Annotated in this window: 23 protein-coding genes; 14 read left to right on the forward strand and 9 right to left on the reverse strand. The window is 62.8% G+C overall.

What is annotated here, in order from left to right; all coding sequences use genetic code 11:
* The first annotated feature begins 488 nt into the window (after window positions 1-488).
* A complete protein-coding gene (locus tag NKH70_RS03980; protein ID WP_353024828.1) occupies window positions 489-4919 on the forward strand; it encodes an alpha/beta fold hydrolase in 4431 nt (1476 codons plus the stop codon).
* A 63-nt stretch (window positions 4920-4982) separates the two neighbouring features.
* Here NKH70_RS03980 and NKH70_RS03985 read toward each other — a convergent pair whose 3' ends face one another.
* The 5 genes from NKH70_RS03985 to NKH70_RS04005 form a co-directional block, all read right to left on the reverse strand.
* A complete protein-coding gene (locus NKH70_RS03985) occupies window positions 4983-5273 on the reverse strand; it encodes an alpha/beta fold hydrolase (protein WP_352977859.1) in 291 nt (96 codons plus the stop codon).
* Complete coding sequence (locus NKH70_RS03990; protein WP_353024829.1) at window positions 5224-5499, reverse strand: DUF1127 domain-containing protein; 276 nt, start codon at window positions 5497-5499, stop codon at window positions 5224-5226. The genes NKH70_RS03985 and NKH70_RS03990 overlap by 50 nt, the downstream gene beginning before the upstream one ends.
* Window positions 5500-5635: 136 nt before the next feature.
* Complete coding sequence (locus NKH70_RS03995; protein ID WP_352915754.1) at window positions 5636-6877, reverse strand: NAD(P)-binding domain-containing protein; 1242 nt, start codon at window positions 6875-6877, stop codon at window positions 5636-5638.
* A gap of 90 nt (window positions 6878-6967) precedes the next feature.
* On the reverse strand, window positions 6968-7552 hold the full coding sequence (locus NKH70_RS04000; RefSeq protein WP_353024830.1) for an OsmC family protein: 585 nt from the start codon (window positions 7550-7552) through the stop codon (window positions 6968-6970).
* A 325-nt stretch (window positions 7553-7877) separates the two neighbouring features.
* Window positions 7878-9236, reverse strand: a complete 1359-nt coding sequence (locus tag NKH70_RS04005) for a trimethylamine monooxygenase (protein ID WP_352717930.1) — start codon at window positions 9234-9236, stop codon at window positions 7878-7880.
* Between the two features lie 260 nt (window positions 9237-9496).
* Between NKH70_RS04005 and NKH70_RS04010 the strand changes: the two genes are divergently transcribed.
* Both NKH70_RS04010 and NKH70_RS04015 read left to right on the forward strand, forming a co-directional pair.
* Window positions 9497-10213 (forward strand): helix-turn-helix domain-containing protein, encoded by a 717-nt coding sequence (locus tag NKH70_RS04010; protein WP_352717928.1) that lies wholly within the window; start codon window positions 9497-9499, stop codon window positions 10211-10213.
* A 158-nt stretch (window positions 10214-10371) separates the two neighbouring features.
* On the forward strand, window positions 10372-10743 hold the full coding sequence (locus NKH70_RS04015) for an endonuclease domain-containing protein (RefSeq protein ID WP_352717926.1): 372 nt from the start codon (window positions 10372-10374) through the stop codon (window positions 10741-10743).
* Between the two features lie 136 nt (window positions 10744-10879).
* Here NKH70_RS04015 and NKH70_RS04020 read toward each other — a convergent pair whose 3' ends face one another.
* From NKH70_RS04020 to NKH70_RS04035, 4 genes are read right to left on the reverse strand one after another with little or no spacing between them, the layout of a single operon-like run.
* The gene (locus NKH70_RS04020) at window positions 10880-11920 is read right to left on the reverse strand and encodes a heme-dependent oxidative N-demethylase family protein (protein ID WP_352717924.1); all 1041 of its coding nucleotides are present in this window, start codon (window positions 11918-11920) and stop codon (window positions 10880-10882) included.
* A gap of 9 nt (window positions 11921-11929) precedes the next feature.
* Entirely contained in the window at window positions 11930-12895 is a 966-nt protein-coding gene (locus NKH70_RS04025) for a PDR/VanB family oxidoreductase (protein ID WP_352915745.1), read from the reverse strand.
* Entirely contained in the window at window positions 12892-13488 is a 597-nt protein-coding gene (locus NKH70_RS04030; RefSeq protein ID WP_352717920.1) for a dimethylamine monooxygenase subunit DmmA family protein, read from the reverse strand. Before NKH70_RS04030 ends, NKH70_RS04025 begins: the two co-directional genes overlap by 4 nt.
* A gap of 14 nt (window positions 13489-13502) precedes the next feature.
* The gene (locus NKH70_RS04035) at window positions 13503-14636 is read right to left on the reverse strand and encodes an aminomethyl transferase family protein (RefSeq protein WP_352717918.1); all 1134 of its coding nucleotides are present in this window, start codon (window positions 14634-14636) and stop codon (window positions 13503-13505) included.
* Between the two features lie 282 nt (window positions 14637-14918).
* Between NKH70_RS04035 and NKH70_RS04040 the strand changes: the two genes are divergently transcribed.
* From NKH70_RS04040 to NKH70_RS04090, 11 genes are all read left to right on the forward strand, one after another.
* A complete protein-coding gene (locus NKH70_RS04040; protein ID WP_292653877.1) occupies window positions 14919-15206 on the forward strand; it encodes a hypothetical protein in 288 nt (95 codons plus the stop codon).
* An 11-nt stretch (window positions 15207-15217) separates the two neighbouring features.
* Window positions 15218-15595 carry a hypothetical protein gene (locus NKH70_RS04045; RefSeq protein ID WP_023673992.1) on the forward strand — a complete coding sequence of 126 codons (378 nt, stop codon included), beginning with the start codon at window positions 15218-15220 and terminating at the stop codon, window positions 15593-15595.
* 16 nt (window positions 15596-15611) lie between these two features.
* Window positions 15612-15773 (forward strand): hypothetical protein, encoded by a 162-nt coding sequence (locus tag NKH70_RS04050; RefSeq protein WP_023673991.1) that lies wholly within the window; start codon window positions 15612-15614, stop codon window positions 15771-15773.
* A 15-nt stretch (window positions 15774-15788) separates the two neighbouring features.
* Entirely contained in the window at window positions 15789-17189 is a 1401-nt protein-coding gene (locus tag NKH70_RS04055; protein WP_352717916.1) for an APC family permease, read from the forward strand.
* A gap of 49 nt (window positions 17190-17238) precedes the next feature.
* Window positions 17239-17919 (forward strand): hypothetical protein, encoded by a 681-nt coding sequence (locus NKH70_RS04060; RefSeq protein ID WP_352717914.1) that lies wholly within the window; start codon window positions 17239-17241, stop codon window positions 17917-17919.
* Window positions 17916-18248, forward strand: coding sequence for a hypothetical protein (locus NKH70_RS04065; protein ID WP_352717912.1), 333 nt, complete (start codon window positions 17916-17918; stop codon window positions 18246-18248). The genes NKH70_RS04060 and NKH70_RS04065 overlap by 4 nt, the downstream gene beginning before the upstream one ends.
* Window positions 18249-18332: 84 nt before the next feature.
* Window positions 18333-19226 carry a class II glutamine amidotransferase gene (locus tag NKH70_RS04070; protein ID WP_352915739.1) on the forward strand — a complete coding sequence of 298 codons (894 nt, stop codon included), beginning with the start codon at window positions 18333-18335 and terminating at the stop codon, window positions 19224-19226.
* Window positions 19227-19230: 4 nt separating this feature from the next.
* On the forward strand, window positions 19231-19965 hold the full coding sequence (locus NKH70_RS04075) for a GltB/FmdC/FwdC-like GXGXG domain-containing protein (protein ID WP_352915737.1): 735 nt from the start codon (window positions 19231-19233) through the stop codon (window positions 19963-19965).
* 6 nt (window positions 19966-19971) lie between these two features.
* Window positions 19972-21300: an FMN-binding glutamate synthase family protein gene (locus tag NKH70_RS04080; protein ID WP_023673984.1), complete on the forward strand. Its 1329-nt coding sequence runs from the start codon at window positions 19972-19974 to the stop codon at window positions 21298-21300.
* A gap of 35 nt (window positions 21301-21335) precedes the next feature.
* Window positions 21336-22643: a type III glutamate--ammonia ligase gene (gene glnT / locus NKH70_RS04085; protein WP_292653869.1), complete on the forward strand. Its 1308-nt coding sequence runs from the start codon at window positions 21336-21338 to the stop codon at window positions 22641-22643.
* A gap of 36 nt (window positions 22644-22679) precedes the next feature.
* The gene (locus NKH70_RS04090) at window positions 22680-23933 is read left to right on the forward strand and encodes a sarcosine oxidase subunit beta family protein (RefSeq protein ID WP_352717905.1); all 1254 of its coding nucleotides are present in this window, start codon (window positions 22680-22682) and stop codon (window positions 23931-23933) included.
* Window positions 23934-23946: the final 13 nt, after the last annotated feature.

Genomic DNA, 23946 nt, shown 5'->3' on the forward strand with positions numbered 1-23946 from the left:
ACCAGCACTAGCCGAGCCGGAACGGGCGTGATCCCGTTTCCGGCTCGGCTTTCATCCGCACCTGTCCGTCCCGGCTCTCTCACGAAGAGAAGAGCAAATCAGCGCAGGCGGAAACCTCGCGCTCCGGAAACGAACGCTTTCGGCAGCGGCACGGACTTGATACAATCCATCGCTAATTTAGCAGGCGCACTAGGATCAACAAAGTGTCGCTCGAAATTCGCGTTCTCGGAGATCTGACCGTCCTTCGCCTTGGCGAGGTCGTTTCCTTGCCGCCTTCGAAAAAGACGCGGGCGCTGCTGGCCTATCTTGCCCTCGTAGAGCGCCCGCAGCGGCGCGAGCGCCTTTGCGAGATGTTCTGGGAGGTACCGGACGATCCTCGCGGCGCCCTGCGCTGGAGCCTCTCGAAGATCCGACAGGTTGTCGAGCTCGGGGACGGCGGGATCCTGGAAGCCGACCGTAACGCAGTTCGCCTGAACACCAGCGAAATCGTGCTGGACGTCGCGCCGCTCCGCGGCCTTGGCGCTCGCGACATAGAGGCTCTCGAAGGGGAGAAACTGGAGGCACTCGCCGGAGCGTTCCGCGGAGGTTTCCTGGATGACCTCTCATTGCCGCGCTGTCCGGAATTCGAAGCCTGGCGCATTGCGACCGCCGACGAACTGCACGTGACGCATCTGCGCATCCTTCGGGTGCTCGTCGACCGGCTGGCGGATGAGCCGGCGCGGGCGCTTCCGTACGCCCATGTCCTTCACGGGTTGGAGCCCGAAGACGAGGCTCTTCGAGCGGACATCCGCCGGCTGAGCGAGGCAGCACGGCAATCCGCCATGGTCCAGAGCCGCGCTTCGAGAACCGAACCCGCGGCCGCTCCCAGCGGAGAGACCGTCACTCCGCAGGTTTGGCCTGCAGCGGAGATACAGCTCCGTCCTCCGCCGGAGCGAGTCCTCGCGCAGGAGATCCGCCGGTGCACGACGCCCGATGGCGCGCGCCTGGCCTATTCCTTGAGTGGTCAAGGTCCCCCTTTGGTAAGGGCCGCGCACTGGATGTCCCATCTCGAGCTCGAATGGGACAGTCCGGTGTGGAAGCATTGGATCGAGGGCCTCTCGGCGCACTACCAGCTGATACGCTACGACCAGCGCGGCAACGGTCTGTCGGACCGGTATCCCGCCGACCTATCCTTCGAAGCCATGGTCGCCGACCTGGAGAGCATCATCGATGCGGCCGGTCTGCGCCGCGTTTCCCTGCTTGGCATTTCCCAAGGGTGCGCCGTTTCGATAGCCTATGCCGTCCGGCATCCCGAGCGCGTGGCCGGGATGGTGCTGTATGGCGGATTTACCAAAGGCTGGCGCAAACGGGGCAATCAGCGCGAAATAGCGCGCCGCGAAGCGATGGGATCGCTGATACAGGAAGGGTGGGGCCAAGACGACCCTGTGTTCCGGCAGATGTTCACCTCCCTCTTCATTCCTGAAGCAACGCCGGAACAGAGGAATTGGTACAACGAGCTGCAACGCAATACCGTCTCGCCGGAGATTGCCCATCGCATTTTCGAGGAAGGCGCCGTCATCGACGTGGACGAGCTGTTACCACGGGTCCGCGTTCCGACTCTGGTGATGCATGCCACGCGGGACGCAGTCATTCCGTTCGACCATGGCCAAGCGATGGCAGGGAAAATTCCCGGCGCGCGTTTCGTCGCGCTCGACAGCGCCAACCACGTGCTGCTTGGCCATGAACCGGCATTCGCGACCTTCGTGGAGGAAACGCGTCGTTTCCTTGCCGACCCTGAACAGACGCAGCAATTGGCCGGCCCTCCGGCGTCCTTGGGAATCAACCGCTCCCGGCAGTACATAACCGTACTAGCCACGGAAGTGGTCAGTCCCATGCATCTCCTCGAAACGGAGGATCCGGAAGTGGCGATCCGCGAATTCCAGCCCGTCGAGGATCGGGTGATAGAAGTCGTGGAGAGTCATGGCGGCGTCGTCACGTCGGCTGCTGACGGGACAATCACCGCAGCATTCGGCCTCGCTCGCGCCACGGAGGATCACGCTTATCTTGCATGCCGCGCCGCGCTTGCGGCCAAGCTGGCGGTGGAGGAGCTTTCCCAGGGCGGGATCCAGTTGAGGGTCGGAATAGACACCGGCGAGGTGATCGTACGGCAGCAATGGACGACCCAAGCCAGCAAGGTTGAACTGGCCGGAGCCGCGCCGCGTGCAGCCAACCGGCTGATGCGTGCCTTGCACCGTGCGACGATCGCCGCGACAGGCCGGGCGCGCGCAGCAGCCGGGGGCTATGTGCAGATGCACCGCTTGGCGCATTCGGAGCATCCACAACTTGGCCGCGACGAACGCGTTTACGAGCTGTTGGGCGAAAATCACGCTCTGTCGCGCTGGCACTTGAGGGCCAACCGCGGCCTCACCGGACTGGTGGCCCGCGAGCTCGAGCTCAAAATCCTTCTTGCAACCTGGCGCAGGGTCAGGGAGGGCCACGGCCAGGTCGTCGGGATCGTCGCGGACCCCGGCATGGGCAAGTCGAGGCTTGCCCATGAATTTCTCTCCCTCGACGAGGTGGCCGGTTTTACTGTGCTTGAATGCGGCGGTCTGGAATTTGATTCGTCAGTTGCTCTCGGGGCTGTAAAGAAGCTGCTGCTCTCGGCCTGTGGCATTCGCGGCGAAGACGGCTTGGCGGAAGCCGAGCGCCTGTTTGCCTTCAAACAGGCGGAGTTGAACCTGGATCCACGTCACACGGCGCCGCTCTCCTTCCTCGCGGACCTGCCGGTCAACGATTCTTCCTGGCGGCATCTCGATGCGCGGGAGCGGACCTCACGCGTATCCGAAGCGATGAGCGCTTTTCTCGTTGCCTTGAGCCGAGCCGCACCCGTCGCCGTGCTTATCGAGGATCTGCACTGGATCGATGCCGAGAGCGAGGCTGTAATGAACAGGCTGGTCGAAGTCATGGGTGCCAACCGCATCATGCTGCTCGCCACCTACAGGCTGCAGTATCGGCACGAATGGAATCGCCGCGGCTATTTCCAGCAGATAAGACTGGAGCGGTTCGCGCGAGATGAAATGGAGCAGTTCCTCACCGAATTGCTAGGATCCGATCCCAGCCTGGGGGAACTGCGGAAATCGCTTGCCGAGCGGGCCGAGGGCACACCGCTATTTCTGGAAGAAATGGTGCGCGGACTGGTGGCGGACGGCGTCCTTGCCGGCCAGTTGGGCCGCTACGAGCTCACGAGACCGGTGGAATCCATCACCGTCCCGTCGACGGTTCAATCGCTCATCGCCGCACGCATCCAGCAGCTAGGTGACTCGGAAAGGCAAGTACTCCAACTGGCTTCGGTTATCGGCAAGAATGTTCCGTTTCCGCTGCTGAGGGCGCTCTCGCCGCTCTCGGAGGCGGAGTTGGAGGCATGCCTGGCCAAACTGCAGAGTCTGGAATTCCTGTTCGAGGTCCAGAGCTATCCTCACGTGGAATATACCTTCAAGCACGCGTTGACGCTGAAGGTGACCAACGAATCTCTGCTGGCGGAGGACCGAAAGAGGCTGCATCGGGCTGCGTTGGTTGCGACGGAAAGACTCTATGCCGGGTCGCTGAACCACCACATCGAGCAATTGGCCGAACACGCTCTTCGTGCCGAGGCATGGGAATCTGCCGCGGATTATCTGCTGCAAGCGGCGGGTCGGGCGGAGGAACGTTCGGCCTATTCCGCCGCGGTCCAGTTCCTGGAAAGCGCCCGCAAGGCGGTCGCCGCGCTGCCCCGAAATCCGACAACCCTGGCCCAGGCGATCAACCTGCGGGTGCGGATGCGACCCGCCTACGGCGCCCTCGGGGCCTACCGGAAGGTGCTGCCGCAGCTGTTGGAAGCGCGCGAACTGGCCATGGAACTGGGCGATCCGCAACTCATTTCCGACGTGTTGCTCCACTTGAGTTATCTTAACAGCTCCCACGGCCGCTACGAGGAGGCGCTGGAACCGGCCGATACACTCAAGCGCGGCGCCACGGCAAACGGCGTGCAGCGCTGCATAAGCGAGTCGGATCTGGCCGCCTCACAGGCGCTTCTGATCCGCAGCGAGGCCCGGCAGGTGCTGGAGCGGCTTGTTCCGCATGAGGAGAGATTCACCAAAGCTTGGCGTCTGGAGCGTTTCGGACAGCTCGGTGCGCGTGCGGTTTGGTACCTGGGGCACCGTGCGCAAGCGGAAGCGCGCCTTGGCCGGTTTGACGATGCGGAGCGTTCGCTTGCCGAACTGCATAAGGTCGCCGCCGAAGTGGCGCGCCCGATCGACAGCTGCGCGGCCGCCTATTTCACCGGTGTGGTGGGCGTCCTGCGCGGACCCGAGCCGACGCTTGTCGAGGCGCTGCAATTGTGGTCCTCCGAAGCCGCGACCAGCGGATCTATCCTACTCCGGCCATGGCTGTTGACGGTGCTCGGGCATGCGGAATTCCTGCTGGGCCGCAACCACGACGCGGGCGCCACCTTGGAGATGGCGGTGACCGAGTCTGAGCGGCTCGATCTTGCCCAGTTCGAATGTCACGCGCGCGCTGTGCTCGCATGCGTGCGTGCGCGCCTCTGTGAGCCGGAAGCTGCGGCCAATCTCGGCCATGCGCTCGAGTTAGCACGGGGGCGCGGCGATCCGTGGAGCCAGATCATCGTACTGCGCGGCCTTGCCGAGCTGAAACCTTCCAGATCGGCGATTGGCTGGCTCGAACAGGCCTGCAATCTTGCCAGGCGGGTGGAATTGCGGCCGGAGCTTGCCCGCTCCTTGCTAGCTCTCGGGCTTGCGAAGCGGCGCGGCAAGATCGCTGGCGCGGATGCCACTCTCGCGGAAGCGGCCAAGCTCTACACAGAAATGCAGATGCGGGACGATTTCTTCGACACGGAGGAGCCGGCCGGAAATATGATACGCGATCGCATAGAAGCTACGGTGTGAATTCTCCGCACCCACGGATCTGCTTCGAAGGGTCGTGCTGCCTGTGGGACAGGCAAGTTGCGGTCATGCAGCTCGCGATCCCGCGGTGTCATGGGACAAAATCTGCCGGACCAAACGATCCGCCACCAGATCTGCGTGGGTCAGCGGCCCCATGTGTCCCGCGCCAGGAACAATCGTACCGATTGCGCCCTGAACGCGGGAAATGAGTTCCCGGGCGATGAGCCGCGTCGGAACTGAAGCAAATTCGCCGCGCAATACCAAGACCGAAAAGCCAAATCGGGCATATTCGCTTGCTGACATCGACTCATGGATCAATGCGTGGAAGTCGAGGCTGGCCTTCGGCAGAAACTGCACCAGTGCCGCCTGAACGCGTGCGGCGGCTGGGGTCACGCCCGGCAAACCAGGTGATCGAGTTGATCTCGAAGCGGGTGATGCCGACGTCGCGCAGGATGTAGTCCGGCAGCTCATTAAGCTGTCGACGGTCCCGCTGGATGCGAATGAAATGCCAGACTGCGGCCAGCATCGTTCCGCCGGCCCAGCGCAAACCTCGCGTTGTGGTGAGGGACAGGGAAGGGTTCATCATTGTACTCATTTCGATTTTCTCCATGGTTGCGGGCGCTAACTATGGCGCCAGTGGAGCCCTTGTCGTGGTCGGGCGTGAGCGTCAGCGTTGATGGCAACGTCGATTTTTGCCGCACCAGCGTTGTATTCGGCGGTCAGGCCGCGGCTCGGCGAGAGGCGTCGAGAAACATTGCCATGTGAGCCGCCAAAGCCTCGGCATCGCGGCCGACGCCGTCGAGGAAGCTGGAGCTTCGATGGCGCATGAAATTCAGGCCTAGCACGTAAAGTCCCGGATACGCGCAGACGCCGCCATCGTTCAGGATTTCGCCCCGGGCGTCGAACACATCCAACTTCAGCCATGGGTATTCGCGGCGATAGCCGGTGGCCCATATGATGGTCTCGATACCCTCGTCGATGAGGTCGATTTCGGTCGGTTCGGCGCTCAGGATCAGGCTCGGAATGGAACCGGGATCGATTGAGTAGCGGCCCTCGCCGGCGGCCGCGCGGTCTATGTTGGCCAGCACGCGCCTCAGTGTGCGTTCCGCCGCCGCGGTCGTGTCGGCGAGATCGCCATTGAACCGAATGCGTGTATCGCAAGCGGCAATGGCTCGACCAACAAGACGAACGCCTTGCTGCCGAAGGCCGGCGAGATCGAGCGACCTGCGCTCGGGTGTACCTATGAGCTGTAGCGAGGGCTGCCGCCGTGCCGCGGCGAGATCCGAGACTTCGGCGACGGGCTTGGCAAGCATTCCCAGCCGGTCGAGCCACCACAGGATGTCGTGCCCGCGGTAGAGCCTCGGCAGGCGTGTATGGCTGCCGACCGACAGGGTTACCGGGCGGCCGGACCGATTGATCTCCTCCGCAAGTTGTATGCCGGTCGCCGAGGCCCCGGCCACGAGAACGCCGCCCTGAGCCAGTTGCCGGGGATTGCGATAGTCCCGCGGCACGATCTGCCTGATGCGGGAGGAGATCTCCTTTGCCAGTGGCGGAATGCGTGGCCTGTCGCTGTATCCGGTCGCGATCACGACCGCACGCACGCTCCATTGGCCGCGATCGGTCAGCAGCCGGAAGCCTCCGTCGATCGTTTCGACCGAAAGCACCTCCACACCGTCCTCCACCGGCGCGGTGATCGAGCACGCGTAATCCTCCAGGAACCCGACGGTCTCAGCCATTGTCATGAAGCCGTTGGGATCGGCGCCGCGATAGCCGCCGCCGGGCAGGCGCGTCATCCAGTTGGGCGTCAGCAGGCGGAGCGAGTCCCACCGTTCGCTGCGCCAGCGCTCCGCGATCCGGCCGCGCTCCAGCACGACGTGGTCGACGCCGCGCTCGGACAGGCATCGGCTCATGGCTAGACCCGCCTGTCCGGCGCCGATAATGGCCACGTCTGTACGCTGCATGGAATCCGCGCCTTGCAAGCAGGGGCAACAGATCGCCGGCGCCATCCTTTTCCAGGACGAGGCCGGCGATATTGCTCTTCCGGACCGAAGTCAGCCTTTCACGACAACCGAGACCGGCACGCCGTTGGTCAGCACGTCGAACACGGCGGAACGGGCACGCGACTGCGTCACGATTTCCTCGAGCTTCTCAGCGGGAGCATCGCCCTTGATCTTGAAGGAGATACGGATGCCTTGGTAGCCGTTGCGGACCTCGTTCGAGATGCCGAGGATGCCGCGAAGGTCGATGTCGCCTTCGACGGTCGATTCCACCTCATGCAGCGTCACCCCGCGCACGCCCGCGATGTTCGCGATGCCGGCCGTGAGGCATGAAGCAAGCGCGTGGAGAAGATATTCGACCGGCGTCGGGCCGTTGTCTGTGCCGCACAGCACCGCTGGATGGTCGCTGTCAGCCTGGTAGGCCATCTTGTGAGACTGCTCGGTGCCAGCGCCGAAGAAATTGGCCATGGTGCTGCTGCTGTGCGTGCCGGCAATCCAGCGGCTCTTGGCACGGAACTGGAACTTGGCAAGCTCGGGCTGCCCCGCGACTGCGTTGATGGTGGCCAGAAGGGTGGGCGTGTCAACGCCGTTCCTTGGCTCCCGCGGCGCCTTCTTAACGGAAGACTTCTCCATGACCATTGTATCGTCCTGCATGTCATTCACTCCTGGTTCGGATGTTGCTCGACCGGGATTGCCCGGACGGCTAAACCTCGGCCGGCAGCGTTTGACGTGCAGTGGGAACAATAGTGGGAAAACGAGAGGTTTTTTGCGTCAGCCGGTAGTGAAGAGCGCCAGGACCGTAATCAGCGAAACGACGGGCCTTCAAACGCTTGCTTCCCGCGACACCGCGATCTCACGCAGCGCCGAGAAGGCGTCAAAACCGAAACCACAGGGTCAACTTGCGTCGTCCGGACCTCTGCGACGACGCAGCCCGTCCAAACGATTTGGGTATTCGACCCCTGGCCTACTCCGCCGCGACCCCCTTCACCTCGAGATAGCTTTCCATTGAATCGTCCATCGCCTGCAGCCAGGGCGTATGGTGCAGCGGCGCCATCGTGCCGGTCATCAGCGAGCGATAGGAATGGTCGCGGAAGCCCATGATGTCTTCCGCCTTGTGGTGCTCCCACTCCATGAAGGTCTGATTGACGGCCTCGACATCGAAGCCGGGATAATCGGTCTGCTCCATCAGCTTCCTGGTGTAGTCGCCCTGGAACCAGATCATCTGCTCGGCGTCTTCCAGCGTTTCCTCGCGTGCCCGCCACTTTTTGCCGTGCTCGGCCATCGCTTCGGCCGAGGGCAGCTTGATGCGACCCATGATGACGTCGCGGGCGAACCAGGCCTGCGCGTCGAACATGTTGAAGGTGTAGAACTGGTCCTGCATGCCGATATAGGACAGCTTGGGGTTTTTCTCCCAGACGACGCCTTCGTAAAGCCCGTCGGGCCACATGCGGTTGGCGGTCTTGAGCTTCAAATCCTCGGTGAGGAACGGGAAGGAATGGAGATAGCCGGTGCACAGAATGATGGCGTCGACGTCTTTGGTGCTGCCGTCCTTGAAATGCGCCGTCTTGCCGACGACCTTCTGCAGCAGCGGCACTTCCTTCCAATTCTCCGGCCATTTGAAGCCCATCGGCTTCGAGCGGTAACTGGAGGTGATCGATCTGGCGCCGTATTTGTAGCATTGCGAGCCGATGTCCTCGGCCGAATAAGAGCGGCCGATGATCAAAATGTCCTTGCCCTTGAATTCCATGGCGTCGCGGAAATCGTGGCTGTGCAGGATACGGCCGTTGAAGGTCGAAAAGCCCTCGAAATAGGGAACGTTGGGCACGGAGAAATGCCCCGAAGCGACGACGACATTGTCGAACTCTTCCGAATAGGTGAGGTCGTTGGTGCGGTCATGCGCGGTGACGGTGAATTTTTTTGTCGTTTCGGAAAAGGTGACCATGCGCACCGGGCTGTTGAAGCGTACCCATTGGCGCACGCCGGACTTTTCGACGCGGCCCTTGATGTAGTCCCACAGCACGGCGCGAGGCGGATAGGAGCCGATCGGCCGGCCGAAATGCTCCTCGAAGGTGTAGTCGGCGAATTCGAGGCATTCCTTCGGGCCGTTCGACCAGAGGTAACGGTACATCGAGCCATGCACGGGATCGCCGTGTTCGTCGAGGCCGGTGCGCCAGGTGTAGTTCCACAGGCCGCCCCAGTCGGACTGCTTTTCGAAGCAGACGATTTCGGGAATGTCGGCGCCCTTGTCGGCGGCCGACTTGAAGGCCCGGAGCTGGGCCATGCCGGACGGCCCGGCTCCGATGACGGCAACACGATCTTTCATTGCGGGCCTCCCGATCTCATTTCCCTAACGAAACAAATTTCACTGACAGGACAGTAATTGCCCCTTCGATGCTGTCAACAGGTCTTGTCGCGAAACCCTCGTTTCACCAAGCTGGATTTCCAAGCGACGTGGTAGCTCGGGCGAAATCCGGACATTGCGCAATTCGACACGGGTGGCTTGCCGTGAGAGTTGCGCTTCTGTATCGGCACCGAATATGTTCACCGTGAGTGAAATGAATCGGCAAGGTCCGGGGTGGCAACATGGCGAAAAAAGCATCCAGTCTAAAGCCTGCTGCAGCCGCCGCGGGCAAAGCCAAGCCGTCGGTTGCTGTAATCGATCCGCGCAAGATACGCGCGCCGCTCACACAAAACCCGCACGCCATTCGCGATACCCGCGAAAAAGTCCTGGAGGTCGCGATCGGCCGCGAGGTGCGGGCATTCCGCAAGAAGCTCGGCATTACGGTGGCCGATCTGGCTGCCGCCACCGACATTTCGTTGGGCATGCTGTCGAAGATCGAGAACGGCATCACCTCGCCGTCGCTGACCACGTTGCAGGCGCTGTCGCGGGCGCTAGGCGTTCCTGTCACCGCTTTCTTCCGCCGCTTCGAGGAAGAGCGCAGTGCCGTCTTCGTCAAGGCCGGCGAAGGGCTCGACGTCGAACGCCGCGGCACGCGCGCCGGCCACCAGTACAATCTGCTCGGCCATATCGGCTCCAACACCAGCGGCGTCGTCGTCGAACCCTATCTGATCACGCTCACCGAGGATTCCGACGTGTTTCCGACCTTCCAGCACGAGGGCATGGAGTTCCTCTATATGCTCGAAGGCGAAGTGGTTTACCGGCACGGCAGCAATCTCTACCCGATGAAGCCCGGCGACAGCCTGTTCTTCGACGCCGACGCGCCGCACGGACCGGAAGTGCTGAGCGTTCTGCCGATGCGCTATTTGTCGATCATCTGCTACCCGCAAAGCGCGGGTTAGCGGAGCTCGATCTCCCCCTTGGTCGCCTCGTGAGGGAGATCGGCGGCTTCGCGACGGCTACTCTTTTGCAGCATTGGGGATTGGCGAAAGCCGAAGTGACATTCGATCTCCCCCCTTGAGGGGGAGATGTCCGGCAGGACAGAGGGGGGCGAACCGCGATGACGCATAATCTAGTATCCGCCAACAACCGCCGCAATGCGCGCAGGATGCGCAAGGCGATGACCGATGCCGAACTCAAGCTTTGGAATGAGATCAGGGCACACAGGTTGATGGGACTGGGATTTCGACGCCAGATGCCTATCGCCGGCCATGTCGTCGATTTTGCATGCCCGGACAAAAAGCTGATCGTCGAGCTTGATGGTTCCCAGCATGGCCAGGCCGAAACGTCGGAATCGGACGCTGCAAGAACCGCGAAGTTCGAAGCGCTGGGCTGGACGGTCCTGCGCTTCTGGAACGACGATGTCATTCGCGATATCGACAATGTCTGTCAGCATGTCGTGATCGTGGCTGGGCTGGGCGGCGCGGCGTGAGCTTCGCGGAGGCGCTGGGGTGGGAGATTGGGCAAGGCCGGCGCTCCACGGCGCCCCCCTCTGCCCTGCCGGGCATCTCCCCCCTAGGGGGGAGATTGGCTGCTTTAGGGGCAGCGCCAACAGGGGCGAGAAAAACTCAATCCGGCCCGAACCCAGGCGACGTCGGGCTGCCATCATCCAACCTCGACAGCCACTCGACCAGTGTCGGCCGATAGCGCGTCAGGCCTTTGTAATTGGCGAGTTCCTCGGGCAGGTCGCGGATGACGCGGTGCAGGCGCCGTGCCCATTTCGGCTGCGTCACCAGCTCGTCCATCTTGATCAGGTAGCAGCGGATCGGGAAGACGATCGCGTTCGAGCGCGGCAGCCGCCAGAAGCTCTGCAGCTCAACGCGCAGATGCACTTTTTCGCCGACATTTTCCGGCGTCACCGTGGCGCGGTCCGAGCCCCATTTGTGGTAATTTTCCGGGCTGGTGTCGAGGCGCGGATTGATGGTCATCGTCCAGTTCAGCCGGCGCGCCGGCTTGCCCTGCTGAATGTTGGTGAGGAACTTCAGCGCCCGGACGAATATCCCCTTCTCATGCGCCAGCGGCACCGGCGCGTGCCATTCGAAGAAGTTCATGCCGATGTCGAAATCGAGCGACCAGTCGGCCTGGGTGGTGACCATGCCGGCATCCATCCACAGATTGCCGTCGCGCTGGTCGAGGATGCAGAAATCGCCCTGGCTCTGGCGGGTGATATATTCCATCGGCCCATAGGGCAGCGTCGAGACGTCACCGAAGGTGAAGCTGTCGTCGATGCCGAGCGGCCGGTTGATCCAGCGCCAGCGGTCGCCGTCGCGCGTCAGCGTGAAATGCTCGGGATAGCCCAGCGCCTGCTGCTCCATCAAAAGCTCGAGCAGATCCCAGCCGGCCAGCGTCATGTGCGGCAGCGACTGGCAGCGCAGCGGGTCTTCGGCCAGCACCAAAGCGCGGTCCTGCATTTCGGCGACATAGTGCTCGTCGACGTCGATCAAATTCTCCAGCACGCTGCCCTTCGGCCCGACGACATGCGGCTCGATATTGACCGCATACATGTAGCTGTCTTCATGGAACGGGAAAGGAAACCGCCTGATGTGCTCCGGGCTGTTCCTGAAGGTGAAGTCGTCGCGGAACGTTTCCTTGCGAAAGGTGATGCCCAAGCTCGCCTCCTATCTTTCCAGCACCAGCGACCGACCCTCGAAGCGCGACACGCAGGGCATGATCTTGCAGCCCGAACGGTGGTCTTCTTCGCTCAGCCAATGGTCGTTGTGGATGAATTTGCCGTCATGCGAAATGACGTTGGTCTCGCACTGGCCGCAGACGCCGCCACGGCAGAGATAGGGCGGATCGACGCCGGCCGCCTCGATTGCCTCGAGCAGGCTCTGCTGCTCGTCGACACGGATTGTCTTGCCGCTGAGCGCCAGCGTCACGTCGAAAGGCGCGCCGGGCTGCGGCGCCGCGAAATGCTCGAAATGCACGGTCTCGGGAGGCCAGCCGAGCGCCGCGGCACGCTCGCGCACCCAGCCGATCATGCCGGACGGGCCGCAGACATAGAGATGCGTGCCGAGCGGCTGCGACGACAGCAGCCGGTCGAGATCGACGCGCTCGTCGCGGTCGTCGTGATAGAACCTGACCCGGCGGTCGTAGCGCTCTCTCAGCAGATCGGCATAGGTGCCGAGCGAGGCGGTGCGGCAGGTGTAGTGCAGCTCGAAATTGCCGCCTTCCGCCGCCAGCTGCGCGGTCTGCGCCATGAACGGGGTGATGCCGATGCCGCCGGCCAGCATCAGATGCTTCCTGGCGCGCAGATCGAGCGAGAACAGGTTGACGGGATAGCTGACCACCATCTCCGTGCCCGGCCTGACCTGCCTGTGCATGAACAGCGAGCCGCCGCGGCCGGCGTCGTCGCGGCGCACCGAGATGGTGTATTCGCGGGTGTCTAGCGGCGAGCCCATCAGCGAATAGGGATTGAGCCTGGTGCGTTCGCCATCGCGCATCTCGACGACCACATGGGCGCCGCCGGAAAAGGTCGGCAAAAGCTCGCCGTCGCGCCTGCGGAAATGAAAGCGCGTCACCAGCTCGTTGACCGGAACGACATCGCTGACGACAACGTCGAGCTTGGTGGTGCCGGTGCTCATCGAAAGACCTCCTCGGTTGGAGGAATTTCGCTGCGGTCCTCGGCATTGATGCAGACGCCCTGGAACGCGGCGAGGCGCCGCGAATAGTGGTCGCGCACCAGAAGCAAGAGGCCGCAATGCGAACAGGTCGCCGGCTGCGTCGTGACGTTCTCGGTGATGCCCTTGCAATGGACGCACTGCATGCGGCGCGCCAGCGAGCCGCGATGCTCGGTCTGGATCGAGGTGTGGTCGATGCCGGCTTCGAGCGCCGCCTGCATGGCCTGGCCGATCAGGCCTTCGGTGCCGGCAAGATAGAGCCTGAGCCCCATATGCGCGTTGGCCAGCGTCTGCTTCAGCCGCGGCAGGGCGCTGGCAAAGGAATGGCCGAGGTAGAACTGCGCCGGCTTCAGTGCTTCGAGCACATCGGCATATTTGCCGTCGCGGCCGGGAATGAAGATGATGTGGGCGCCGCCGAAGAAATCCGCCGGGGCCTTAGCGGCCAGATCGGCAATCGCCAGCGCTCCCTCTGCATCCGCTATGAAAAGATGATGCTTGCCAGGCTGCGGAGACAGGGTCCCATAGACCGGGCGGCTGATGATGCTTTTCGCTGCCATACCCGCAGTATGCCTCAGCCTTTCGCCGTGCGCTTGGTCTTCTTCGGATCGTCGAAGGGAAGCGGCTCGGCCGTTGCGCTGATGGCGCCGCTCTTGTTGCGAATCTCAAGCCTGGTGCCCTGCACCGCGCAGTCGACGTCGAGCCGGGCGATGCCCATCGATTTCCTGACCAGCGGCGAATACATGGCGCAGGTCACCACGCCGACTTTTTTGCCGTCGCGATAGACCGGTGCGCCCTCGTCGGCTGGCTCCTTGCCTTCGAGCAGCACGCCGAAGATCTTGAAGCGTTCCTTGCCCTTGAGGCGATAGTGCTCCTCGGCGCCGCGAAAGCCCGTCTTGCCGGGGCTGACGGTGAAGTCGAGACCGAGCTCCCACAGCGTGTCGCCCGGGCCTTCGTTCTCGAACGGGTATTTCTGCGAATTGTCGTAGGGGTAAAACAGCAGGTAGCTCTCGACGCGCAGCATGTCGAGCGTGGTGAAGCGGCACGGAATGATGCCGGCGCTCTTGCCCTCGTCGAGGATCCTGTCCCAGATCGTGCCGGCGTCCTGGCCGCGGCAGAAGATCTCGTAGCCGCGCTCGCCGGTATAGCCGGTGCGCGAGATCATCACCGGAAAACCGAACAGTTGCGTCTGCATGTGGTGGAAATAGTTGAGGTCGCGAATGCCGGGCACATGCTTTGCCAGATAATCGATCGCCGTCGGGCCTTGCAGCGAAAGGTCGTGCAGATTGTCGTCGAAGCGCAGCGACACGTCACGACCGACCGATGCGCGCTGCAGCTCTTCATGGCCGGTGCCCGAGCCATGCACGACCATCCAGGAATTCGGGCCGGTGCGGTAGAGGATGCAGTCGTCGGTGAACTTGCCGGCCTCGTTGAGCATGCAGGCATAGGCCGACTTGCCGGGATAGATCTTTTCGACATCGCGCGTCGTCGCCAGGTCGATCAGGTGCGAGGCGTGCGGCCCGGTGATGTGGACCTTCTTCAAACCGGACACGTCCATCAGGCCGGCCTTGGTGCGGATGGCGATGTACTCTTCGTCGGCGTCCTTGTCGTAGGTCCAGGCGGTGCCCATGCCGCTCCAGTCCTCGAGCTTCGAGCCGAGCGCCCGGTGGCGGTCCGCAAGGGCCGAAAATCTCCAGGATGCCGTCATCCGCTGGTCCTCCGTTCGACAGAACTTTTTGCTTTCCCCTGCTCCCGGCACACAGGCGGGAGCGTTGCCGAATATTGATCGCAAACGCCGGGAGCCTGCAATACCCGTAAGCAAATAATTTCATTGTCAGGCAAATCCGCGGACCAAACAAACGGTTAACGCTGTGTAAAATCGTCTTGACAATTCCAAAATTCGGCCGGATTTTATGAAAAAAATTTCACTCTCTTGAAAGAGGGCAATGACCGGCCAATCCGGACCGGGCGTTGAAAAAGGGGAAAGCCGATGTCCGACCTGCAACAGCGCGTCGAAGCGTTGTACCGTTCCGACGTGCGTGGATCCATGCTCCTGATCGTCTGCCTGTGGGCGACGATCCTCTTTGTCCTGTTCATGACATGGCCGTACATTCCCGACGCCGGCATCAAGCTCGTTGTCGCGGTCGCCGCCGGCGCCGTGCTGATCTTCAACACGGCCGCGATCCTGGCGATGGTCAACCACTACAAGGAAGACAAGGACTTCATCTACGGCCTCGACATCAAGAATGCCGACGCCTACCGCAACCGCAAGTCCTGAGGGGGAGACGCATGGCCCGCTATACACCGCCCGAACAGAGCAAGGCCGGACAGGTTTTCGATATCGCCGTCGTCGTGGTCGCGATTTTCGTCGCGCTGTGGCTGCCGCTGAAACTAGGGCTGGCAGGGGCGGCAAAATCCATCGACGCGCTCGACGCCAAGACGTGGGAAGCGCTCGGACAAAACCCGACCATGGCCTCGATCTGGGAAAAGCTCGGCTACACGCCGGAAACCGCGCACGACATCATCCAGAACCGGTTCCACTACATCATCGACTGGCCGACGCTGATCATCATGGCCGCGGTGCTGATCGGCTATTTCATCTTTCTGTTCCGCGCATCGGACCGCGAATACCGCGACGTCATCGACGAAAAGTTCGGCGACAAATAGATAGGGAAGCATCGTCATGTGGGTGGCACTCTCTTACGCATGCTGGGGCATCTCGATCGTGCTCGCGCTGTGGATGCTCTACGACTGGTTCAAGATCGATACGACCTATTCCGAAGAGATGCTGACCTCGTCCAGGGAAGGCGAACTTGAAGCCGTGTCCGAAAAACACCGGATCTGAGTGGGGGATTGAACGATGACGATCACGGCTGAACCAGCGGTGCAAGTGCAAGGCGACAGGGTTTCGCTGCTCAGGGTGCTTGGCCCCGCCCATGTCTGGGCGCTCGGCGTCGGCATCGTTCTGGTCGGTGAATTCACCGGCTGGAATTTCGCGGCGGACAAGGGCGGCGCGCTGGCCGCGCTGATCGTCTGCTGGATCGTCGGGCTGCTCTACACGTCGGTGGCGATGATCGATTCCGAAGTCACCTCGACGGTCGCTGCCGCCGGCGGCCAATATGCCCAGGCAAAGCACATTGTCGGGCCGCTGATGGCCTTCAACGTCGCGCTTTTCCTGGTCTTTGCCTATACCATGCTCGAAGTGTCGGACGCGATCCTGCTCGGCGACACGATCGTCGCCAAGGCCGGCGTCGAGGGCCTCAACCACAATTCCTTCATCGCAGCGACCATCGTCGTTCTGGCGTGGCTGAACTATCGCGGCGTGCTGATGACGCTCAACGTCAACTTCGTCATCACCGCCGTCGCCTATGTCTCGATCGTCATCCTGTTCTTCTCGGTCAGCCCGTGGACGCAAGGCGCCGTGCTGAAGCTGAACGAGTTGGTGACCCCCGGCAACGCCCTGCCCTATGGCTGGATCGGCGTCATCGCCGCCTTCCAGTTCGGCATCTGGTACTATCTCGGCATCGAGGGCACCACGCAGGCCGCCGAGGAAGTGCGCTCGCCGGCGCGCTCGCTGCCCTACGGCACGATGGCCGGTATGATCACGCTTTTGATCGCCGCCGCCATGACCTGGTATGTCTGCGCCTCGCTGATGCCCTGGGAATATCTCGGCATCACCTACTATCCGCTGTGGGACGCAGGCAAACTGACCGGCAGTGCGCTGCTGGAGAACCTGTTGTTCATCGCGACGCTGCTTGCCGCACTCGCCTCCGCCAATGGCTGCATCAACGACGCCGCGCGCGCCTGGTTCTCGCTCGGCCGCGACCGCTATCTGCCGACCTGGTTCTCGGCGGTGCATCCGAAATACCGCACGCCCTACCGTTCGATCCTGTTCCTGCTGCCGATCGCGCTGGCCTTCGCCTTCATCGCCGACCTCAACCAGGCGATCACCTTCTCGATCCTGTCGGGCGTGCTGCAATACACCTTCATGAGCATCAACATCATCATGTTCAGGAAGAAGTGGCCGCTCGGCTCGATCCGCCGCGGCTACACCCATCCGTTCCATCCGCTGCCGGCGATCGTGCTGTTCTGCCTTTGCGTGGTCACCTTCTTTGCGATCTTCCTCGGCTTCGGTTCGCAGCTGATCGCCATGGTCGCTTTCTACTTCCTGATCTCGCTGTGGTTCCACTTCTACCGCTACAAATTCGTGCGCCGCGGCGCCCAGTTCACCATGCCGTGGCCGAAGCCGCAGGGGTACTGACGGGAGGCGCGCCCTGTCGGGCGGACATTTGCGTGACAAGGTGCGTTAGGTGATCTCAGCATTGCTCGCCGGGGCGGTTGCCCTGGCTCTCGTCCTTCATTTCGCCTGGCTTGCGCGCGCCAGCCGCATCAAGGCCTTGGCCGCGCTTGCCGCCGAGGAAGCCGGAATCCGCGCCGTCATCCCCGACGTCGCCAATATCTCGGACGGCACTACCGGCGTCGTCACCTTCGCCGGCTCGTGGAACGGCCGGCGGGTGCAGGTGCGGACCATCGTCGACACGCTGGCGATCAGGAAGCTGCCGGCGCGCTGGCTGAGCGTTTCGATCACCGAAAAGGTCGCGATACCAGGCACTTTCGACATGATGATGCGGCCAGGATCGCCGACGACTTTTTCCAATTTCGATCATCTCGACCATACGCTGCCGAAGGCGGCTGGATTTCCGGCCGAGGCGGTGCTGCGGAGCGACCGCAAGGGCGTGCGCTTCCCCGAAGCCGTCATCGCCGATCACCTCGATGTCTTTGCCGAGGGGCGCGCCAAGGAATTGCTGATCACACCGAACGGCGTGCGCATCGTCTGGCTTCTGGCCGAGGCCGAGCGGGCGCGCTACGGCGTATTCCGGCAAGCCGAATTCGGCACGGTCAGGCTCGATCCGGTGCTGATCGAGAGGCTGCTGTCGTCGGCTTCGGCGCTGCGCGATGCCATCAATCAAAGCGAACGGCAAGCGGCATGACCAGCCAGATCACCACCTCCCCCGCACCACCGAGCCCATATCTGGTTCTCGGCGCTGCGATCGTCTTGCCGGCGAGCGGGCATGTCGTTCTCGGCGTGCCGGTGCGCGGCCTGCAATTTCTGTTCTTCATGGTGATCTTCGCCTGGGTCACCGCCAAGATCGCGCCGCCCGACGCCAGCTTCATCGGACGCCATGCCGGCGGCTTCCTGATCTATGCCCTGTCGATCCTGGATGCCTACAAGATCGCGCGCATCCGCTATGCCAAATGGGTTCACAATGGCGGCGCGCGCGGCGATAGTGCGGTTGGCGGCGCCTCAGCCGATATATAACGACAGGAAAATTTTTTTCATACCAATTGAATTCCCCGGACGCATTCGATACATCTCCAAGGGAACAAATCTCGGGAGCCTGACATGTGCGGAATCGTCGGACTGTTTTTGAAGGACAAGTCGCTCGAGCCACAGCTTGGCGCGATGCTGTCGGAGATGCTGATCTCCCTCAGCGATCGCGGTCCCGACAGCGCCGGCATCGCCATCTATGGCGCGCCCTCCAATGAAGCCAAGATCACCATCCAGTCGGCTAAGCCGGAGCACGATTTCCGCGGCCTCGACGCCGAACTCGCCAAGGCGATCGGTGCGCCGGTGAGCATTGCTGCGAAGTCGACGCATGCGGTGGTCCGGACGACGCCTGCCAAGATCGACCAAGCGCGTGAGGCGATCCAGGCGCTGCGCCCCGACATCCGCATCATGGGTGCCGGCGACGTCGTCGAGATCTACAAGGAAGTCGGCTTGCCCGAAGCGGTCGTCGACCGTTTCGGCGTCCGCGAGATGACCGGCACGCACGGCATCGGCCATACCCGCATGGCGACCGAATCGGCGGTGACAACGATGGGCGCGCATCCGTTCTCGACCGGCGCCGACCAGTGCCTGGTGCATAATGGCTCGCTGTCCAACCACAACAATGTCCGCCGCGAGCTGATCCGCGAAGGCATGACATTCGAGACCGAGAACGATACCGAGGTCGCTGCCGCCTATCTCTCCTCGCAGATGGCGCATGGCAAGAATCTGGGCGAGGCGCTGGAAGGCACGCTGAGCGATCTCGACGGCTTTTTCACCTTCGTCGTCGGCACCAAGAACGGTTTCGGCGTGGTGCGCGATCCGATCGCCTGCAAGCCTGCCGTAATGGCCGAAACCGACCAGTATGTCGCCTTCGGCTCGGAATATCGTGCGCTCACCAAACTGCCCGGCATAGACAATGCGAAGGTCTGGGAACCCGAGCCCGCAACCGTCTATTTCTGGGAGCATTGAACCAATGCCGGCAATCAACCTCTCCAAGGCCGCGCGAGAGCCGGGCCAGGCATCGAGGGTCTTCGACCTGGCCGAAATGTCATTGCGCGAGCTCAACCAGGCGCTGCACGATCTGGCCCCCGGTTCAAATGAGACCGCCTGGGAGGTGCTGCACCCGCGAGGCAGCCATTCGGTCGCCGTCGGCGTCGACCAGCCTGTCGCCATCGATGTGCGCGGCAGCGTCGGCTATTATTGCGGCGGCATGAACGACGGCGGTACCATCACCGTGCATGGTTCGGCCGGACCCGGCGTCGGCGAGAACATGATGTCCGGCCAGATCATCGTCAAAGGCGATGCCAGCCAGTATGCCGGCGCCACCGGCCGGGGCGGGCTGCTGGTTATCGAAGGCAACGCGTCATCTCGCTGCGGCATCTCGATGAAAGGCATCGACATCGTCGTCCATGGCAATATCGGCCACATGTCGGCCTTCATGGCGCAATCCGGCAACCTCGTGGTGCTGGGCGACGCCGGCGATGCGCTCGGCGATTCAATCTACGAGGCGCGGCTTTTCGTGCGCGGCAAGGTCGAAAGCCTCGGTGCCGACTGCATCGCCAAGGAGATGCGGCCCGAGCATCTCGAATTGCTGCAAAACCTGCTCGACCGCGCCGGCGTGACCGGCGTCAAGGCGGCGGAGTTCAAGCGCTACGGCTCGGCGCGCACGCTTTACAATTTCAATATCGACAACGCCGACGCGTATTGAGGCTCAATGACCTATCGCAACCCGCCGACGACGCCGCGCAAATCCGCGACCTTCGACGACTACACGCTTTCCGAGATCCGCCGCGCCGCGGCGACCGGCATCTATGACATCCGCGGCGCCGGCGCCAAGCGCAAGCTGCCGCATTTCGACGACCTTCTGTTCCTCGGCGCCTCGATCTCGCGCTACCCGCTCGAAGGCTATCGCGAGCGCTGCGACACCAGCGTCGTGCTCGGTTCGCGCTATGCGAAAAAACCGATCGAATTGAAAATCCCGATCACCATTGCCGGCATGAGCTTCGGCTCGCTGTCCGGCCCGGCGAAGGAAGCGCTCGGCCGTGGCGCGACGCTGTCGGGCACCTCGACCACCACCGGCGACGGCGGCATGACCGAGGAAGAGCGCGGCCATTCGAAGACGCTGGTCTACCAGTATCTGCCGTCGCGCTACGGCATGAACCCGCGCGATCTGCGCCGCGCCGATGCGATCGAAGTCGTCGTTGGCCAGGGCGCCAAGCCCGGCGGCGGCGGCATGCTGCTTGGCCAGAAAATCTCCGACCGCGTCGCCGAAATGCGCACGCTGCCGAAAGGCATCGACCAGCGCTCGGCCTCGCGCCACCCCGATTGGACCGGGCCGGACGACCTCGAGATCAAGATCCTCGAACTGCGCGAGATTACCGACTGGGAAAAGCCGATCTACGTCAAGGTCGGCGGCGCGCGGCCCTATTACGATACCGCGCTTGCGGTGAAATCGGGCGCCGATGTCGTCGTCGTCGACGGCATGCAGGGCGGCACCGCCGCAACCCAGGAAGTGTTCATCGAAAATGTCGGCCAGCCGACGCTTGCCTGCATCAGGCCGGCGGTGCAGGCGCTGCAGGATCTCGGCATGCACCGCAAGGTGCAGCTGATCGTCTCCGGCGGCATCCGCAACGGCGCCGACGTCGCCAAGGCGCTGGCGCTCGGCGTCGACGCGGTGTCGATCGGCACGGCAGCGCTTGTCGCGCTCGGCGACAACGACCCGCGCTGGGAAGCGGAATACAACGAGCTCGGCACCACCGCCGGCGCTTATGACGACTGGCATGAGGGACGCGACCCGGCCGGCATCACCACGCAGGATCCCGAGCTAATGAAACGGGTCGATCCGATTGCGGCCGGACGACGGCTGGCGAATTATCTCAAGGTGATGACACTTGAGGCTCAGACAATCGCCCGCGCCTGCGGCAAGAACAGCCTGCACAATCTCGAGCCCGAGGATCTTGTGGCCTTGACGATCGAAGCCGCCGCCATGGCCGGCGTGCCGCTGGCCGGCACCAACTGGATACCGGGCAAGAACGGCTTCTAAGACAAACCAAAAATGCCAGTAAGCGAGGAATTATAATGGGGAACGATCTCGCCGCCTTCGCCAAGGAGAAGGGCGTCAAATATTTCATGATATCCTACACCGACCTGTTCGGTGGGCAGCGTGCCAAGCTGGTGCCGGCGCAGGCGATCGCCGACATGCAGCGGGACGGTGCCGGCTTTGCCGGCTTTGCCACCTGGCTCGACCTGACGCCGGCGCATCCCGACATGCTGGCGGTGCCGGATCCTGATTCGGTGATCCAGTTGCCGTGGAAGCCCGAAGTCGCCTGGGTCGCCGCCAACTGCATCATGGACGACAAATCGGTCGAGCAGGCGCCGCGCAACACGCTGAAGCGGCTGATTGCCGAGGCGGCCGGCGACGGCATGCACATCAAGACCGGCGTCGAGGCCGAGTTCTTCCTGATCTCGCCGGACGGCAAGACGATTTCGGACGAATACGACACGGCGTCGAAGCCCTGCTACGACCAGCAGGCGGTGATGCGCCGCTATGACGTCATCGCCGAGATCTGCGACCACATGCTGGCGCTCGGCTGGGGCGCCTATCAGAACGACCACGAGGACGCCAACGGCCAGTTCGAGATGAACTGGGCCTTCGACGATGCGCTGGCGACCGCCGACAAGCATTCCTTCTTCAAATTCATGGTGAAGTCGGTTGCCGAAAAGCACGGCCTGCGCGCCACCTTCATGCCGAAACCCTTCCAGGGCCTGACCGGCAATGGCTGCCATGCCCACATCTCGGTGTGGGACAGGGACGGCAAGACCAATGTCTTTGCCGACAATGCGATGGAGCTCGGCCTGTCGGCCAAGGGCAGGAATTTCCTTGGCGGCATCATGAAACATGCTTCCGCGCTTGCCGCCATCACCAACCCGACGGTCAATTCCTACAAGCGCATCAACGCACCGCGCACCATCTCCGGCGCCACCTGGGCGCCGAACACGGTGACCTGGACCGGCAACAACCGCACCCATATGGTGCGTGTGCCCGGCCCCGGCCGCTTCGAGCTGCGCCTGCCGGACGGGGCGGCAAACCCCTATCTGCTGCAGGCCGTCATCATCGCCGCCGGCCTTGACGGTGTCCGCTCGAAGGCCGATCCCGGCAGGCGCTACGACATCGACATGTACCAGTTCGGCCATACGGTGGAGGGCGCGCCGAAGCTGCCGCTCAACCTGCTCGACGCATTGCGCGAGTTTGACAACGACAAATCGCTCAAGGCGGCGCTGGGTGAGGAATTCTCGTCGGCCTATCTAAAGCTCAAGCAGCAGGAATGGAATTCCTATGCTTCCCACTTCACCCAGTGGGAGCGCGACCACACGCTCGACATCTGATCCGGAATTGTTGCACGCCCGGCGCGAAACAGGTTCATGAAATACTCGATCTTCTCCCTCGCCCGGGCGGCATTTTCCGGCCACAGGAACTGGCAGCGCACCTGGCGCGACGCCAGCCCGAAGAGCCACTACGACGTGGTGATCATCGGCGGCGGCGGCCATGGCCTGGCGACGGCATGGTTCCTCGCCAGCGAATACGGCATCAGGAATGTCGCGGTGCTGGAAAAGGGCTGGATCGGCTCCGGCAATGCCGGCCGTAACACCACCATCATCCGCTCCAATTACGGGCTGCCCGGCAATACCGGTTTCTACGAGCTTTCGATGAAGCTCTGGGAGCGCATGGAGCAGGACCTCAACTACAACACCATGGTCAGCCAGCGCGGCGTCATCAATCTCTACCATTCCGACGCGCAGCGTGACGCCTATGCGCGGCGCGGCAACACCATGCGCATCAACGGCATCGATGCCGAACTGCTCGATCTGGCGGCGGTCAGGAAGATGATGCCGTTCCTGAACTTCGACAATGCGCGCTTTCCGGTGCAGGGCGGGCTTTTGCAGCGACGCGGCGGCACGGCGCGCCACGACGCCGTGGTCTGGGGCTATGCGCATGCGGGGAGCGCGCTCGGCGTCGACATCATCCAGAACTGCGAAGTGACCGGCTTTGTCCGCGAGGCCAACGGCAAAGTGACGGGCGTCGAGACGAGCCGCGGCAGGATCGGTGCCGCCAAGGTCGGCATGGCCGTCGCCGGCTCCTCGTCGCGCGTTGCGGCGATGGCCGGCATGCGGCTGCCGATCGAAAGTCATGTGCTGCAGGCCTTCGTCTCGGAGGCGATCAAGCCGCTGATCCCCAATGTCATGACCTTCGGCGCGGGCCATTTCTACGTCAGCCAATCCGACAAGGGCGGGCTGGTCTTCGGCGGCGACATCGACGGCTACAATTCCTACGCCCAGCGCGGCAATCTGCCTGTGATGGAAGACGTCTGCGAGGGCGGCATGGCGCTGATGCCGATGATCGGCCGGATACGGCTTCTGCGCCAGTGGGGCGGCATCATGGACATGTCGATGGACGGCTCGCCGATCATCGACAAGACGCCGGTCGACGGGCTCTATCTCAACGCCGGCTGGTGTTATGGCGGCTTCAAGGCAACACCCGGCTCCGGCCTGGTCTTTGCCCACCTTCTGGCGCGCGACGAGCCGCACAACGAAGCCACCCGCTTCCGCCTCGACCGCTTCCGGCGAGGTGCGATGATCGACGAAAAGGGCCAAGGCGCCCAACCGAACCTGCATTGATGGCTGGCTGAAG

This window comes from Mesorhizobium sp. M0991, assembly GCF_040318915.1.
Classification (GTDB): domain Bacteria; phylum Pseudomonadota; class Alphaproteobacteria; order Rhizobiales; family Rhizobiaceae; genus Mesorhizobium.

Coding starts and splice junctions, on each gene's coding strand:
- NKH70_RS04065 (WP_352717912.1), top strand. CDS start 17,916: ATGACCAGCCAGATCACCACCTCCCCCGCACCACCGAGCCCATATCTG.
- NKH70_RS04040 (WP_292653877.1), top strand. CDS start 14,919: ATGTCCGACCTGCAACAGCGCGTCGAAGCGTTGTACCGTTCCGACGTG.
- NKH70_RS04045 (WP_023673992.1), top strand. CDS start 15,218: ATGGCCCGCTATACACCGCCCGAACAGAGCAAGGCCGGACAGGTTTTC.
- NKH70_RS04070 (WP_352915739.1), top strand. CDS start 18,333: ATGTGCGGAATCGTCGGACTGTTTTTGAAGGACAAGTCGCTCGAGCCA.
- NKH70_RS04000 (WP_353024830.1), bottom strand. CDS start 7,552: ATGGTCATGGAGAAGTCTTCCGTTAAGAAGGCGCCGCGGGAGCCAAGG.
- NKH70_RS03995 (WP_352915754.1), bottom strand. CDS start 6,877: ATGCAGCGTACAGACGTGGCCATTATCGGCGCCGGACAGGCGGGTCTA.
- NKH70_RS04010 (WP_352717928.1), top strand. CDS start 9,497: ATGGCGAAAAAAGCATCCAGTCTAAAGCCTGCTGCAGCCGCCGCGGGC.
- glnT (WP_292653869.1), top strand. CDS start 21,336: ATGGGGAACGATCTCGCCGCCTTCGCCAAGGAGAAGGGCGTCAAATAT.
- NKH70_RS04090 (WP_352717905.1), top strand. CDS start 22,680: ATGAAATACTCGATCTTCTCCCTCGCCCGGGCGGCATTTTCCGGCCAC.
- NKH70_RS03990 (WP_353024829.1), bottom strand. CDS start 5,499: ATGAACCCTTCCCTGTCCCTCACCACAACGCGAGGTTTGCGCTGGGCC.
- NKH70_RS04050 (WP_023673991.1), top strand. CDS start 15,612: ATGTGGGTGGCACTCTCTTACGCATGCTGGGGCATCTCGATCGTGCTC.
- NKH70_RS04005 (WP_352717930.1), bottom strand. CDS start 9,236: ATGAAAGATCGTGTTGCCGTCATCGGAGCCGGGCCGTCCGGCATGGCC.
- NKH70_RS04015 (WP_352717926.1), top strand. CDS start 10,372: ATGACGCATAATCTAGTATCCGCCAACAACCGCCGCAATGCGCGCAGG.
- NKH70_RS04075 (WP_352915737.1), top strand. CDS start 19,231: ATGCCGGCAATCAACCTCTCCAAGGCCGCGCGAGAGCCGGGCCAGGCA.
- NKH70_RS04035 (WP_352717918.1), bottom strand. CDS start 14,636: ATGACGGCATCCTGGAGATTTTCGGCCCTTGCGGACCGCCACCGGGCG.
- NKH70_RS04025 (WP_352915745.1), bottom strand. CDS start 12,895: ATGAGCACCGGCACCACCAAGCTCGACGTTGTCGTCAGCGATGTCGTT.
- NKH70_RS04030 (WP_352717920.1), bottom strand. CDS start 13,488: ATGGCAGCGAAAAGCATCATCAGCCGCCCGGTCTATGGGACCCTGTCT.
- NKH70_RS04055 (WP_352717916.1), top strand. CDS start 15,789: ATGACGATCACGGCTGAACCAGCGGTGCAAGTGCAAGGCGACAGGGTT.
- NKH70_RS04080 (WP_023673984.1), top strand. CDS start 19,972: ATGACCTATCGCAACCCGCCGACGACGCCGCGCAAATCCGCGACCTTC.